General features: G+C 66.4%; 15 protein-coding genes and 1 pseudogene. 8 read left to right on the plus strand and 8 right to left on the minus strand.

Annotated features, from left to right (window positions below; all coding sequences use genetic code 11):
* Window positions 1-40 precede the first annotated feature (40 nt).
* The 3 genes from JOF56_RS22515 (at window position 41) to JOF56_RS22525 (ending at window position 2,526) form a co-directional block, all read left to right on the plus strand.
* A complete protein-coding gene (locus JOF56_RS22515; RefSeq protein ID WP_209641292.1) occupies window positions 41-1,174 on the plus strand; it encodes an acyl-CoA dehydrogenase family protein in 1,134 nt (377 codons plus the stop codon).
* A gap of 522 nt (window positions 1,175-1,696) precedes the next feature.
* Window positions 1,697-1,858 carry a hypothetical protein gene (locus JOF56_RS22520; RefSeq protein ID WP_209641294.1) on the plus strand — a complete coding sequence of 54 codons (162 nt, stop codon included), beginning with the start codon at window positions 1,697-1,699 and terminating at the stop codon, window positions 1,856-1,858.
* Window positions 1,859-2,031: 173 nt separating this feature from the next.
* Entirely contained in the window at window positions 2,032-2,526 is a 495-nt protein-coding gene (locus tag JOF56_RS22525) for a helix-turn-helix transcriptional regulator (protein WP_209641296.1), read from the plus strand.
* Window positions 2,527-2,570: 44 nt separating this feature from the next.
* Here JOF56_RS22525 and JOF56_RS22530 read toward each other — a convergent pair whose 3' ends face one another.
* A complete protein-coding gene (locus JOF56_RS22530) occupies window positions 2,571-3,263 on the minus strand; it encodes a hypothetical protein (protein WP_209641298.1) in 693 nt (230 codons plus the stop codon).
* An 86-nt stretch (window positions 3,264-3,349) separates the two neighbouring features.
* Here JOF56_RS22530 and JOF56_RS22535 point away from each other — a divergent pair, with 86 nt between their 5' ends.
* From JOF56_RS22535 to JOF56_RS22545, 3 genes are read left to right on the plus strand one after another with little or no spacing between them, the layout of a single operon-like run.
* On the plus strand, window positions 3,350-4,141 hold the full coding sequence (locus JOF56_RS22535) for a lytic transglycosylase domain-containing protein (protein WP_307855212.1): 792 nt from the start codon (window positions 3,350-3,352) through the stop codon (window positions 4,139-4,141).
* Between the two features lie 37 nt (window positions 4,142-4,178).
* The gene (locus JOF56_RS22540) at window positions 4,179-4,550 is read left to right on the plus strand and encodes a hypothetical protein (RefSeq protein WP_209641299.1); all 372 of its coding nucleotides are present in this window, start codon (window positions 4,179-4,181) and stop codon (window positions 4,548-4,550) included.
* Entirely contained in the window at window positions 4,547-4,909 is a 363-nt protein-coding gene (locus tag JOF56_RS22545; RefSeq protein WP_209641301.1) for a DUF3817 domain-containing protein, read from the plus strand. Before JOF56_RS22540 ends, JOF56_RS22545 begins: the two co-directional genes overlap by 4 nt.
* On the opposite strand, the gene JOF56_RS22550 is transcribed toward JOF56_RS22545, so the two are convergent.
* From JOF56_RS22550 to JOF56_RS22565, 5 genes and pseudogenes are all read right to left on the minus strand, one after another.
* Window positions 4,896-5,726: a spermidine synthase gene (locus JOF56_RS22550; RefSeq protein ID WP_209641303.1), complete on the minus strand. Its 831-nt coding sequence runs from the start codon at window positions 5,724-5,726 to the stop codon at window positions 4,896-4,898. The two genes, JOF56_RS22545 and JOF56_RS22550, sit on opposite strands and share 14 nt — an antisense overlap.
* Window positions 5,723-6,142, minus strand: a complete 420-nt coding sequence (gene speD, locus JOF56_RS58130; RefSeq protein ID WP_245379914.1) for an adenosylmethionine decarboxylase — start codon at window positions 6,140-6,142, stop codon at window positions 5,723-5,725. Before speD ends, JOF56_RS22550 begins: the two co-directional genes overlap by 4 nt.
* A gap of 60 nt (window positions 6,143-6,202) precedes the next feature.
* Window positions 6,203-7,282, minus strand: a pseudogene (locus JOF56_RS22555) (type III PLP-dependent enzyme); the annotation flags it as partial.
* Window positions 7,283-7,308: 26 nt separating this feature from the next.
* A complete protein-coding gene (locus JOF56_RS22560) occupies window positions 7,309-7,809 on the minus strand; it encodes a flavin reductase family protein (RefSeq protein ID WP_209641307.1) in 501 nt (166 codons plus the stop codon).
* The gene (locus JOF56_RS22565; RefSeq protein WP_209641310.1) at window positions 7,806-8,276 is read right to left on the minus strand and encodes an NADPH-dependent FMN reductase; all 471 of its coding nucleotides are present in this window, start codon (window positions 8,274-8,276) and stop codon (window positions 7,806-7,808) included. The genes JOF56_RS22560 and JOF56_RS22565 overlap by 4 nt, the downstream gene beginning before the upstream one ends.
* A 103-nt stretch (window positions 8,277-8,379) precedes the next feature.
* Between JOF56_RS22565 and JOF56_RS22570 the strand changes: the two genes are divergently transcribed.
* Both JOF56_RS22570 and JOF56_RS22575 read left to right on the plus strand, forming a co-directional pair.
* Entirely contained in the window at window positions 8,380-9,651 is a 1,272-nt protein-coding gene (locus tag JOF56_RS22570; protein ID WP_209641312.1) for an MFS transporter, read from the plus strand.
* Window positions 9,648-11,009 (plus strand): pyridoxal phosphate-dependent decarboxylase family protein, encoded by a 1,362-nt coding sequence (locus tag JOF56_RS22575; protein WP_372448077.1) that lies wholly within the window; start codon window positions 9,648-9,650, stop codon window positions 11,007-11,009. The genes JOF56_RS22570 and JOF56_RS22575 overlap by 4 nt, the downstream gene beginning before the upstream one ends.
* Here the strand turns inward: JOF56_RS22575 and JOF56_RS22580 are convergent.
* Window positions 11,004-12,578, minus strand: coding sequence for a monocarboxylic acid transporter (locus JOF56_RS22580; protein ID WP_372448078.1), 1,575 nt, complete (start codon window positions 12,576-12,578; stop codon window positions 11,004-11,006). The genes JOF56_RS22575 and JOF56_RS22580 overlap by 6 nt on opposite strands.
* Complete coding sequence (locus JOF56_RS22585) at window positions 12,575-12,955, minus strand: DUF485 domain-containing protein (protein WP_209641314.1); 381 nt, start codon at window positions 12,953-12,955, stop codon at window positions 12,575-12,577. The genes JOF56_RS22580 and JOF56_RS22585 overlap by 4 nt, the downstream gene beginning before the upstream one ends.
* Window positions 12,956-13,425 lie beyond the last annotated feature (470 nt).

A 13,425-nucleotide genomic window follows, 5' to 3' on the forward strand; every position in this document is an offset into this window, starting at 1 on the left:
TCCGAGCGGATTGTTTTCTGTCTGTCCTGGGAGGCTCGGCATGAGTTGGCTGGATGAGGACCTGACCGCCTTTCGCGAGCTGGCGCGCTCGTTCTGCGAGAAGGAGCTCACGCCGAACGCCGAACGCTGGGCCGAGGCCAAGCAGGTGGACCGCGAGCTGTGGAACAAGGCGGGCTCGGTGGGCCTGCTGTGCCTGAGCATCCCCGAGGAGTACGGCGGCGGTGGCGGCACGTTCGCCCATGAAACCGTTCTGCTGCAGGAACAGGCCCGCGCGATGGACGACGCCTGGGGCGTCGCCGTCCACAATGGAATCGTCGCGCACTACCTGAGGGCGTACGGCACGCAGGAGCAGAAACAGCGCTGGCTGCCCGGGATGGCGTCCGGCGAACTGGTCGGCGCGATCGCCATGACCGAGCCCGGCACCGGGTCGGACCTGCAGAGCATCAAGACGAAGGCGATCCGGACCGGTGACAGCTACGTGGTCAACGGCTCGAAGACGTTCATCACCAACGGCGCCCAGGCCGACCTGGTCATCGTGGCCGCCAAGACCAACCCCGAGGAGAAGGCCGCCGGCATCTCCCTGGTGGTCGTGGAGACCGAAGGCACGCAGGGGTTCCGGCGCGGGCGGGTGCTCGACAAGATCGGGATGAAGGGCCAGGACACGGCCGAGCTCTTCTTCGACAACGTGACCATCCCGGCGGAGAACCTGCTCGGCACCCAGGAAGGGCAGGGCTTCATCCAGCTGATGCAGCAGCTGCCGCAGGAACGCCTGCTCATCGCGGTGACCGCGGTCGCGGCCATGGACCTCGCCGTCCAGCAGACCCTGCAGTACACCAAGGAGCGCTCGGCCTTCGGCAGGCCGATCTTCGGCTTCCAGAACACCAAGTTCACCCTGGCCGACGCGGCGACCGAGGTGGCGGTCAGCAAGGCCTTCCTGGACCAGTGCATCGACCGGCACCTCGAGGGCGAGCTGGACGTCACCGGCGCCGCCATGGCCAAGATGTGGACCACCGAACGCCTGAACAAGGTCGTCGACAACTGCCTTCAGCTGTTCGGCGGCTACGGCTTCATGAACGAGTACCCGATCGCGAAGGCCTGGACCGCCGCCCGTGTCCAGCGCATCTTCGGCGGCACGACAGAGATCATGAAGGAGATCATCGCGCGCACCCTGTAGCGGCCGCCGCTCTTGGCCCCGGCCGGTTCCAAGCCTGGCCGGGGCCTGGCCTGGCCCCGTCAACCCCCTTCTGACCTGCGTAAACAGCAAAACTGTCGGACCCCGCTGCTATCGTGGAATCAAGGGTTCCCTTCGGGAATTCCTCATGCAATGGGGTGTGCGTTCGTTCGGGTGGGGCGTGCGGCGACGGGCCGTGAACAGCGGATTGCTCCAGCAGGATGAAGCTTTCAGCGCATAATCCGGGCCGCTGCGCCGTCCGGGGGTCGTCACTCCGGACGGGTGATCGGCGCGTCTTTGGCGACACGCCGTGATTGTCACTCTTGACCAGACTATGCGTAGTCGTGCGTATTCGTAGAGTGGCCTTGATAGCCCGTTCAGGGATGTCCCCTAATGGGTGATTACGGGGTGTGTCCGACTGTGCCGGAGTGGGTTGCCCCCGTAGAGTGATGACGGTCAGTTCTGTGCCCGGGAAGGGCTGAGCACCCTCGCCCGGCGGGGGTGTGAGCGGACGGAGTCGAGCCGGTGAACGTGAAGAAGATAGTTCTCTTGGCAGTGGTCGCGCTGCTGCTGTTTTACCTGATCACGCAGCCGCAGCAGTCGGCGAACGCGGTTCAGGGCCTGCTGGGAGCCCTGCGTGACGGCGCGGAAGCGATCATCACGTTTGTCAAGAGCCTGTTCGCTTAATGACGCTGGGTGACGTTGCCTGCCAAAGGGGCATCCATATTGGACCGTCCGGGTGGATTGTCGCCGAAAAGTCCAGGTGGCGAGATTGATGAAGGTTCCCCTCTAGCGGCTGGAGGGCACGTCACCCTACGGTCTTCCGCAACGAGTGATCATCGCCCCCACAGGAGGCACGCATGGTCGACGACCACGGGGTCGACGCACTGGTTCGCCAGTGGACGCAGGAGCGGTCGCAGGACGCGGAAGCGGAGGAGATCAATCGGATTGCCTCGACTTGGCTGGCCGAGGGACCGGTAACCGTTTCCCAGCCGGGGATCCCAGGTCAGCGCTCCAAGGGTGGGGCCAAGTCGTTCACGGCCGTGCAGTCGGCCGACCCGCGCTACCTGGACGCGATGAGCAGGCGCCTGCCAGGTGTGCCGCAGGAACTGATCTCCGCGGCCGCGGGCTACTGGCAGATGGTCGGTGGGCTCGCCGAGGCCGAGCAGTGGTGGGACGCCGGGATCAGCCCGCTTGACCAGCGCGCTCTGGACTACCGTGCGGCCGGCCTGGTGCCGTCCGACCTGAGCCGCAGGCTCGGTCCGCTCACGGTGCTCGAGCACCTGCGCCGGGGCAGCGCCCCCGCATGGTGCGTCGCGCGGCTGCAGCGGCAGCAGCGCAACGGCGTCGCATAAGAACGTGTGTGGCAGTGGGTGGCCCGGGCAGGCCACCCGCTTCGCTATACCGGGATGACGCGATCGGCCAGGAACGTCGCTGCGGGATGCACGGCGTCGCCTGGTCCGTTCTGCAGGAACTGCCGGACTTTGGCGATCATGCTGACGCTGCTGGCGCCGTTTCGTCCGAGGTTCATCCGCAACGAGGGCAGTCCGGTTTCGGGCTTGGGCGGGTCCCAGGTCCCGCCGACGGCTGCGCGCATGACCTCGCTCGTATACGTCCCGGCCAGGACCAGCATGTCGCCGTCCACCTTGGCGGGTTGCTCCCGCGCGGCCAGGTGCGCTGCTTCCAGCAGCTCGTCGACCCTGCGCAGTGAGTCGAGGCTGCCGTCCAGGCTGTGCTCCTGGGCGAACATCGTCGAGTTCGCTGTGTGGATGGCCTGCCAGTCCAGGTTTTCGGCCGGGTAGTCACCCGGTCTGCCTGCGACGGGCACTCGGCCCGGCCCCCAGAACAGGACGCCGCCGACCCCGCGGGCGAGACCGACCGCGGACACAGGTGGCTCGTCCTTGCGGCACGTGACCTCGATCCGGCACGGCTGGTTGTCCTGGCCGTGTTCCCACATCGTCCGCAGCTTCATGGCGAACTGGGTCAGCCGCAGCGATTCGGGCGTCCAGTCCCAGACGGCCGCCATCAGGCCCATGGTCCCGTCCGGTGTGGTGTAGGTCATATCTATCCGTGAGACGTCCTTGAGCGACACCGCGGCAAGGTACCCGCGACCTTTGCATTCCCGTTGCACCCAAAAGTGAACGTAACGCCTGTTCGGTCCAAGTCGTTGAGCCGAACGTGGTGGTCGATCGATCCCGAGGGCTGATCAAGCGGTTGGCGCTGGTCACGCTTGTCCTGCTGCTCGCAGGCGGTGGCGTCTGGGCGTTGAGCGCCACGTCCGCGCCTGAAGCGGGCCCGGTCACCACCGAGATCCCGGCTCTGCAGGTACAGCCCGCTCCAGTCGAGCCCGGCGCGGTCGTGCCGGCCGCGGAGCAGAGCGTCCCGCAAGCGACGGCCGGCGCGGACCCGTTGCTGACGTGGGCGAACAAGATGTCCAGCCCGACCGGGATACCGGCACGCGCGTTGCAGGCGTACGGCAACGCGGAGCTGGTTCTCAGGCAGACCACGCCCGGATGCCGCCTGTCGTGGGCCACGCTGGCCGGGATCGGCCGGATCGAGTCCAACCACGGCCAGTACGGCGGTGCGGTGCTGGGGCCCGATGGCCGCCCCTCGAAGCCGATCATCGGCGTACCGCTGGACGGTTCGGTTGGCGTGCAACGGATCTCCGACACAGACGGCGGCCGCTACGACGGCGACCCGACACTCGACCGGGCCGTCGGGCCGATGCAGTTCATCCCATCCACCTGGAACAAATGGGCGTCCGACGCCAACGGCGACGGCCGCGGCGACCCGCAGCAGATCGACGATGCGGCCCTCGCCGCGGCGCGGTATCTCTGCGTAGGCGGCCGTGACATGGGGTCGCCATCCGGCTGGTGGGCAGGCGTGCTCTCGTACAACAACTCCGTGCCATACGGGCAGAAGGTCTTCGGTCTCGCGGACAGTTACGCGAAGGCTGCTACCGGTAGGTGATCGGTGTCACGTCACCCGCAGGTGTTAGCGTCAAACCGTGCGCGGTGACCGGGTGATTGCGCGCAGGCTGGCCATTGTCGCCGTCTGCGTGGTCAGTCTGCTCGGCGCCTGCCTGCTGGCGTGGTGGCAGTGGAACCGGTACGAGTCGTCCAGCGGCAGCTGGCAGAACCTCGGTTACGTGCTGCAATGGCCGCTGTTCGGGTTGTTCCCGGCGTTCATGTTCTGGCGGATTCGGCGCTTGAAGGCGAGGGAGCGGGCCGGGGCGGGACCCGCTGCGCCTGCCACGCCGCCGAAACCCGTCATGGCACGGCCGAAGCCGGTGGTGCCGGCCGACGACGAACCGGACGACGAGCTGACCGCGTACAACCGATACCTGGCCGAGCTGAACACGAAGGAACAAAGCGGATGACCGCCCCCGAACCCAAGACCGTGACCGACGAAGAGGCCCCGGCCCGTGACGCCGCGGCCCCCGGCCTGAAGGGCGCACTGGCCCGCTACCGGGTCCTTGCATACATCGTCGGTGTCGGCCTGCTCGCCCTGGTCGGCGCCATGATCATGCGTTACGTGTTCGACCAGCCGCAGTACAGCGCGATCGTCGGGCCGGTGCACGGCTTCCTGTACGTGGTCTACCTGGTCCTGGCGGTCGACCTCGGGCTCAAGGCCCGATGGCCGATCGTCAAGACAGGACTGATCCTGCTGGCAGGCATGGTCCCGTTCGTGTCCTTCATCGCCGAGCGCAAGGTTACCAAGGAGCTCAGCGCAGGCTGATCGGCGGAACCGTCGATCCCTTGAGCGTCAACGCGTCGATGGTCTCCGGGCGGTACGGCAACGTCTGCAGCCTGGCGACCATCGTCTCGACCGGGTTCTGAACTGTGGTCCCGAAGTAGAACGCCCACTCGTGCTCATCGGACCCGAAGTACACCGGTGACGAGAAGACCTGCTCGAACCGCCGCCAGCACTTGACCAGCGTCGAGTTGCGCCACAAGGTCGGGCAGCCGCCCTGGTAGGCCACGACGCCGCCCTCGGTGAGCAACCCCTTGCACAGCTGGAGGAATTCCTCGCCGTAGAGCCGGTTGTGCTGGGCGTCGGTGTCGTCCTGCTCGTCGGGCAGGTCCACCAGCACGATGTCGTAGCGCTCAGCCGACGTCCGGATGAACTCCCAGCCGTCGGTGTAGTGTACCCGGATCGGGCCGTTGCCCTGCTCGGCCTGCTCCAGCTCGGAAGTCGTGTAGCCGTAAGGCAAATGCTGCGCGCACAGCTTCACGGCCTCGGTGTCGATGTCGACGTGGTCGACCACGGAAGCGCCCGCGGCCACAGCCATCTGGCACACCACGCCCTCGCTCGACCCGACCACGAGCACGCGCTCGATCTTCTGGGCCAGCAGCAGCGCGGGTACCATCAGCGCCTCGTGGTACACGAGCTGGCTGAAGTCGGTGCTCTGCCGTTCGTTGTCGCAGAACAGCGAAACACCCTGCGCCGTCTTGCCGATCACCAGGTGCTGAAACGCCGTCTGCGTGTCGACGATGACGTCGTCGATCTGCCACACGCGGGTCAGACCGGCGCCCATGGGTTCCTCGATCTTCATGACCGGCCCTCCTGTCCTCTGTGGATCACACTGATTCGAGAGACGCCCGCGTTGAGCATGTCCCGCAACAGGTTCACTGCCAATTCGGGGTCCGCGCGCTTGCCACACGTGAACACGTCGATGAACACCGCGCCGCGCTCCGGGTAGGAGTGGATCGACGCGTGCGACTCCGACAGCAGCGCGAGCACGGTCACGCCCTGCGGCTCGAACTGCTTGAAACTCATGTCGCAGACCGTGGCGCCAGCCTTCTCCAGCGCGCGCTGCAGGCTGTCGACCAGGAACTCGGGATCGTCGAGCAGTTCCGCCGCCACGCCTTCGAACTCGGCGAGCACGTGCCGCCCGGCGAACTCGCCGACCTCGTCCTCGTCGTGCGCCTGCTCAGGCTTCGGCTCGCCGCCGACGAAGTACGTCCGCAGCGGGGGGAAACCGTTGAACGACACCGAAGAGTAGCTCTGGGTGTAGGCGCCGGTGGTCATGATGTCGACGAAGTCGCCCGCCTCCAACGACAGCGGCAACGAGTACGCAGTCCGTTGGTACAGAACGTCATCACCGTCACAGCTGGGGCCTGCGATGACAACCGGGCCTTCGGCGGAGCCGTCCCGCGTGGTCTGCAGCCGGTACGCGATCGCCTCGTTCTCGGTCTCGGCCATCCCGCCGTAGCGCCCGATGTCCAGGTACACCCAGCGTTTCTCGTCGGTGTCGGACTTGCGCGAGACCAGCACGACCTCGCTGCGGATCATTCCGGCCTCGGCGACCAGCACCCGGCCGGGCTCGATCGCAAGGTCCACTTCGTGGTGGAAGTGCCGCGCGACCGACGCGCGGATCGTGTCCGCGTAGTCGCTCAGCGGCGGTGGGTCGATCAGGTACCGGCCGGGGAAGCCGCCGCCGATGTTCAGCCCGCGCAGCGTGATACCTCGCGCGGCGACCTCCCGGGTCACTGTGCCCGCAGCGGCGATCCACGGCTCCCAGGCGGCCGGGTCGAGGTGCTGCGAGCCGACATGGAACGCGACGCCCTCGGCGTCCAGGCCGAGTTCGGCTGCGCGCACGAGCAGCCGTACGGCCATCTCGGGCGCGCATCCGAACTTGTGCCCGAACGGCGTCGCCGAACCTGCGCTATCCACCAGAATCCGGCACGACACGGTCGAACCGGGCGCCATGTTGGCGATGGTCTCCAGGTCCGCCTCACTGTCGAAAGTGAAGCGGCGCACACCGGCGCGGTAGGCGTACGCGATGTCCCTGGCCTTCTTGACCGTGTTGCCGTAGGAGATCAACTCAGGCCGTGCGCCCTGGCCCAGGCACAAGTCGATCTCTTCGCGGCCGGCCACGTCGAACCCGCAGCCCGCGTGCGCCAGCAGCTTGATGATCTCCGGCGCCGGGTTCGCCTTGACGGCGTAGTACATCCGCGCCTCGGGTAGGGCTTCCCGCAGCCTCGTATGGCTTTCCCGCACCGTGTCCAGGTCGATCACCAAGCACGGGGTCGGGGGCCTACGGTCGTCCAAGAACGCTCTGATGCGCTCCGGCGCCTGCGGGAGGGCGTCGATCACAGCGGGCAGCATAGGTCCAGCCCTGCCCGCCGAGGAAATCAGTGTCTGATTGGCCGAGCTGCGCCCCAGCCCCGGCCGTACTGGGCCACCGAGGTGTAACGGCCCTGAAACCTGAGCAACGGCTGGGTATTCGCCTGGTGTTCGATATCCTCCGGTTCACCTATCAGGGCGATGTGGTCGCCGGCCTCGATCCGCCTGGCAGTCCGGCAACGCAGCCGGACGGGCGCCTCCAGCAGCCGCGGCAGCCCGTCCACATCGGACTCCCAAAGCGTGCCGGACCCGAACCGGTCGGCATTCGTACGGGCGAACAGGTCGGCCAGATCGGTCTGGTCGGCATGCAGCAGATGCACAGCGAAGTGGTCCGTGACCGACAGCGCCGGGTACGCCGAAGAGCTCTTACCGATCCACAACCCCACTAACGGCGGGTGCATGCTGACCGAGCCGAACGAACTGACCGTCAGGCCGACCGGGCCCGGAGCTGTGACGATGGTGACGGCGGCTGGGTGGTGCCGTAGGGCGTTACGCAGCTCGTCGATCACTGGGTGTCCTTCAGCAGCGTGGCCACGGCGTCCTCCAGACCCTCGGTGAAGACCGACTCGTTGAGGAACAGGCCTGGACCCGGTACCGAAAGCCCGATCTCCACGAGAACCGGTTTCAGGTGCACCTCGACCGCCAAGGCGTGCCTGTCGCTCGCGGCGACGAGCAACGGCACAGCCGTCTTCCCGCGCAGCGAGCCGGCTCCGAACCGGTCGAGAAAGGCCTTCAGCAGGCCTGTGTAGGTCGCCTTGTAGGTCGGTGAGGCGACGACGAGCACGTCGACGCTCTTGACATCCTCAACCGCGCGTTCCACTCGTACGCTCTGGTAGTCGAACAGCTCGTTCGCGAACTCCCCGAGGTCGATCACCGGACCCTGGTCCCCGCCCAGCGCGTCCCGGACCGCGAGCGCTGCCCGCAGCGTCCTCGACGCCGGCTTCGGGTTGCCGACAAGTACACCCACGACCGTCATGCCTTCGAGCATGAAAAGCCGGGCGACCATGGTCAACCGTGTCCAACGACTGAGAAACGAAACAGCGGTTCCGGCGGCTTGCCGGGCTAAGATCCCCGCCACCATGCCGCAGATCGTCAGCCGCCGCCTGTGCGCCGGATACAGCTTGGGATCGCTGGTCACGGGCTCTTTCAGCACCGTGCCCGGCTTGCTGCTGTTGCCCTACCTCACCGACACGCTCGGTGTGCAGGCGGCGACCGCAGGCCTGCTCGTGCTGCTGCCCAAAGCCTGGGATGTGCTGTTCAACCCGGTCGCGGGCCGGATCAGCGACCGACGTGGCTCGCGCCGCCCGCTGCTGCTGCAGGGTGGGCTGGGTGTCGCCGTGCTTTTCGCGGCGCTCTTCGCGTTGCCTGCCGGTGGCGGTGCGTACGTCGGCGTCGTGTTCCTGTTGTGTGCCACGGCGTACGCGTTCTTCCAGGTGCCGTATGTCGCGATGATGGCCGAGATCACGACCGACTACGACCAGCGAACACGGCTGATGACCTGGCGGATGGCCGTTCTGGCGCTGGCGATCCTGATCTCCGGCGCGGGCGCGCCCGCACTGCGGGACGCGACCGGCGGTTACCAGGTCATGGGCCTCGCGGTGGGAGCGCTGATCCTGCTCGGGACGGTCATGGTCTACCTGGGAACACGCGGAGTGACGGCCCAGAGCCACGTCGATGCGGGCGCCGGGTTCAAGGTGCTGGTCGCGGCGGTCCGGGATTCCCGGCATTTCCGGCGGTTGCTGGCCGCGTTCGTGATCCAGGCGACCGGAGTGAGCACCCTGCTCGCCGGTGTGGACTACATGTCCAGGATCGTGCTGCGTGATCCAGGTATGCAGACGCTGCTGTTCCTGTCGTTCGTCGGGCCCGCGCTGCTCGTCATGCCGCTGTGGCAACGGTTCGGCGTGCGTTACGGCAAACGGATCAGCTTCATCGTCGCGACGGTGATCTTTGCCGTGCCGATGGCCGGCGTTGCCGCCGCGCAGGTGCTGCCGAATTCCGTGATCGTCGCGCTGTCGGCGATCACCGGTGTCGGCTACTCGGGCATGCAGGTCTTCCCGATGGCGATGCTGCCGGACGTGATCACGGCCGAGGAGGAGCGGACCGGCGTGCGCCGTGCCGGCCTGTTCTCCGGCGTGTGGACGGCCGGGGAGACCCTCGGATTCGCCCTGGGGCCAGGCGTTTACGGCCTGATCCTGGCGATCGGCGGGTACGTTTCGAGTACGGACGCCACCGTGGTCCAGCCGCCGAGCGCGGTCACCGCCGTGCTGATCGGGTTCACGATCGTGCCGATGCTGCTGGTTGTGGCGGCGTTGCCGTTGCTGACCAGGAAACTGGAGGTGGTCCGCACGTGATTCCCGCCGAACAGGTGCTCGCCGAGCTCAAGGAAATGCGGGCGCACGACCTGCCGACACACGGCGGTCGCACCATGGCCTACGTGTACGACAGCGGGCTGGCCGGGCTGGACGAACTCGGTGCGGCCGCGCACGCGCTCGCGTCCTCAGCCAACGGCCTGGACCCCACGGCGTTTCCCAGTCTGCTGCGGATGGAGAACGAAGTCGTCGCGACAGCGGCGAAACTGCTCAATGGCGGATTCGGTCAAGTCACCTCGGGTGGCACTGAGTCGTGCATGCTCGCCGTGCTGGCAGCCCGGAAAGCCCGGCCGGACATCGAACATCCGTCCATTGTGATCCCGGTGACCGCGCATGCCGCGTTCCACAAAGCCGCGCATTACTTCAACATCAGGACAATCGCTGTCCCGGTGACCGATGGCTTCGTAGCCGACCCGGAAGCCATGCGAGCTGCGATCGACGACACGACTGTGCTTGTCGTGGCAAGCGCGCCTTCCTACGCGCACGGTGTGATCGACCCTGTCGAGGAGATTGCGGCAGCGGCGGCGGATCGCGGTGTCCGCTGCCATGTCGACGCCTGTATCGGCGGCTGGGTACTGCCGTATTTCGCTCAGCTTGGCGTGCGGTTCAAGCCGTTCGACTTCACCGTTGCGGGCGTCACCAGTATCTCGGTAGACCTGCACAAGTACGCCTACTGTCCTAAAGGGACGTCTGTGCTGCTGCACGCGGACGCGTCCTTGCGGCGGTCGCAGTACTTCGCGAGCGCCGAGTGGCCGGGCTACACGATGCTTAACTCAACCATGCAGTCCACTAGGTCTGGTGGCCCGATCGCGGCCGCGTGGGCCGTGCTGCGGCACGTCGGTGAGGACGGCTACCTGGAGCTGGCGTCGAAAACCCTTGCCGCGGTGCGTGAACTGCGTGCGGGCATCGAGCAAATTGATGGCCTTCGGATTCTGGGCGACCCGGCGTCCACATTGTTCTCGATAGCTTCGCCGGACATCGACTTGTTCGGGCTCGCGGACCAGATGCGGACCAGAGGCTGGTTCGTTCAGCCCCAGTTCGCGTTCCAGAACTCGCCCGCAAACCTGCACCTGACCGTCACGGCCGCCAACCGCGGCAACGAACAGCTGTTCCTGTCGGACTTGCGAGACTCGGCCTCGGCCGCGGTCCCGGCAGAGATCTCCGTCGACGCCCTCAAAGGCCTCGACGCAGCCACCTTGACCAGTGATCAGTTCGACACTCTGCTGTCCGCAGTGGACATGAGCAAAGGCATGGCCGCGGTCAACACCCTGCTCGCCGCCGCCCCCGCGGACCTGCGGGAGCGGCTGCTGATCGAGTTCCTGGGCCGGATGTACTCATGAACCCAGGCCGGTCAGCGACCTGACCTCCATCTCGGCCTGTTTGCGCTCGTCACCGCGGTCACAGCTGAGTACCGTGCCCAGGAAGCCGAGGATGAACGACACCGGGATCGACACGATTCCCGGGTTGCTCAACGGGAACCAGACGAAGTCCACGCCCGGGAAGATCGAACCCGGGCTGCCGGACACCACCGGTGAGAACGCCACCAGCGTCAGGCACGACACCAGGCCGCCGTACATGCCCCACAGTGTTCCGCTGGTGTTGAACCGTTTCCAGAACAGCGAATAGAGCAATGTGGACAGGTTCGCCGACGCGGCGAACGCGAACGCCAGCCCGACCAGGAACGCCACGTTCTGGCCGTTGGCAAGGATTCCGCCGGCGATCGCGAGCGCGCCGACCACCACCGCGGTCAGCCTGGCCACCCGGACCTCCGACCGCGGATTCGCCCGGCCACGCTTGAAGATGTTGGCGTACACGTCATGCGCGAACGAAGCTGACGCGGTCAACGTCAATCCCGCGACCACAGCGAGGATCGTGGCGAACGCCACCGCAGAGACGATGCCCAGCAGCAGGGTCCCGCCGATCTCGAACGCCAGCAGTGGCGCGGCCGAGTTCTCACCGCCGGTCGCGGCCAGGATCCGGTCCGAGCCGACCAGCGCCGACGCGCCGTACCCGATGACCAGCGTGGCCAAGTAGAACACCGTCATCGTGCAGACCGCCCAGATCACCGAGCGGCGGGCCTGCACGGCGTTAGGCACGGTGTAGAAGCGCATCAGCACGTGCGGCAGACTGGCGGCCCCCAGCACGAGTGCCAGAGCGAGCGAGACGAAGTCCAGTTTGCTCGTACCGCTCTGGCCGAACATCCCGCCCGGGTCCAGGATCTTCTCGCCCCGGACGTTGTTGGCCGCGGCCTGCTCCAGCAGCGCCGACAGGTCGAACCCGAACTTGCCCAGCAGGAACACGGTCATCAGCGCCACGCACAGCACCAGGATCGCGGCCTTGACGATCTGCACCCATGTCGTCCCGCGCATGCCGCCGACCAGCACGTACAGCATCATCACGACGCCGACGACGGTGATCACGACCGCCTGGCCCTCACCGGAGTGCACACCCAGCAACAGCGCGACGACGCCACCGGCGCCGGCCATCTGCGCCAACATGTAGAAGAACGAGATGACCAGCGTCGATGTGGCCGCCGCGGCGCGTACCGGACGGGCGCGCATCCGGTATGACAGCACGTCGCCCATGGTGAACCGGCCGGTGTTGCGCACCAGCTCGGCGATCAGCAGCAGGTTCACCAGCCACGCGACCAGGAACCCGATCGAGTACAGAAACCCGTCGTAGCCATGGATCGCGATCGCCCCGGCGATGCCGAGGAAGGATGCCGCGGACAGGAAGTCGCCGGACAACGCGAGGCCGTTCTTGCCGCCGCCGAACGCGCCGCCCGCGGTGAAGTAGTCGTTCGCCGTGGCCTGCCTGCGGTTGACCTTGGCCACCATCACGAGCGTGGCCAGCACGAACAGGCCGAACACCGCGATGTTCAGCACCGGGCTCCCGACATCGGTACTCACGACAGGCCCTCCCGTTCGCGCAGTGCGGCCACCTTCGGGTCGATCCGGCGCTTGGCGAACCGCCGATAGGCCAGCGTGATCAGCACAGTGCTGACGAACTGCAGCACACCGAGCACCAGCCCGATATTGATCATGCCGGCCAGGCGGCGGCTCATGAACTCGCCGCCGTACGCGGCGAGCACGACGAAGCCGAGGTACCACAGGAAGAACAGCAGGCTGACCGGGAACACGAACCGGCGCAGTCCGGAACGCAGTTCCGTGAATTCCTCACTTCGCTGAATCCGGACGAAGTCGAGCCCTTCTTGTCCTTCTTTTTCTCTTGCCGAGTCGATTCTTCCGAAGCTGGCCGAAGAAGTTCGGCCGGACCAGTGCGTCATATGTACCTTCCCCGGTACGCCTATCGGCCGGGCGTCATAGTAGCCACGAGTTTCGCGTTGTCCAATAGGCTTCCGGGTGGCCTGACCACTACATCGGCCGGAGCGGGGCGGTACCTGAGGGGCGACGCTCACACTTCCGAGTGAACCTTACGGTTGCGTAGCGTATGCCCGTCTGAGCAGCGGGTTTGTTGTCCGAAGGGGTAGATGTGATCCGCTGGGTGGGATCTACCTGGGCGTGGACCATCCTGGATGGCCTACCAAGGCCCGGCCGAATTTCCCCCGATCGGGGCATAAAGCTCGTATTCTCCTATGCTCCCTGTAGCATATCGCCGATCCATCCCGATCAGACCATTGATTGATCATTCTTCTGATGTAGCATCTTGGCTCCGGCGCTTCCTCATGGGGGTGCCGTCCCCCCTGACAAGCACGGCGCAAGTAATTGATCCCTGTCTTTGACGAGGCAGTGCAGT

This window comes from Kibdelosporangium banguiense (assembly GCF_017876405.1).
In the GTDB taxonomy this organism is placed as follows: Bacteria; Actinomycetota; Actinomycetes; order Mycobacteriales; family Pseudonocardiaceae; genus Kibdelosporangium; species Kibdelosporangium banguiense.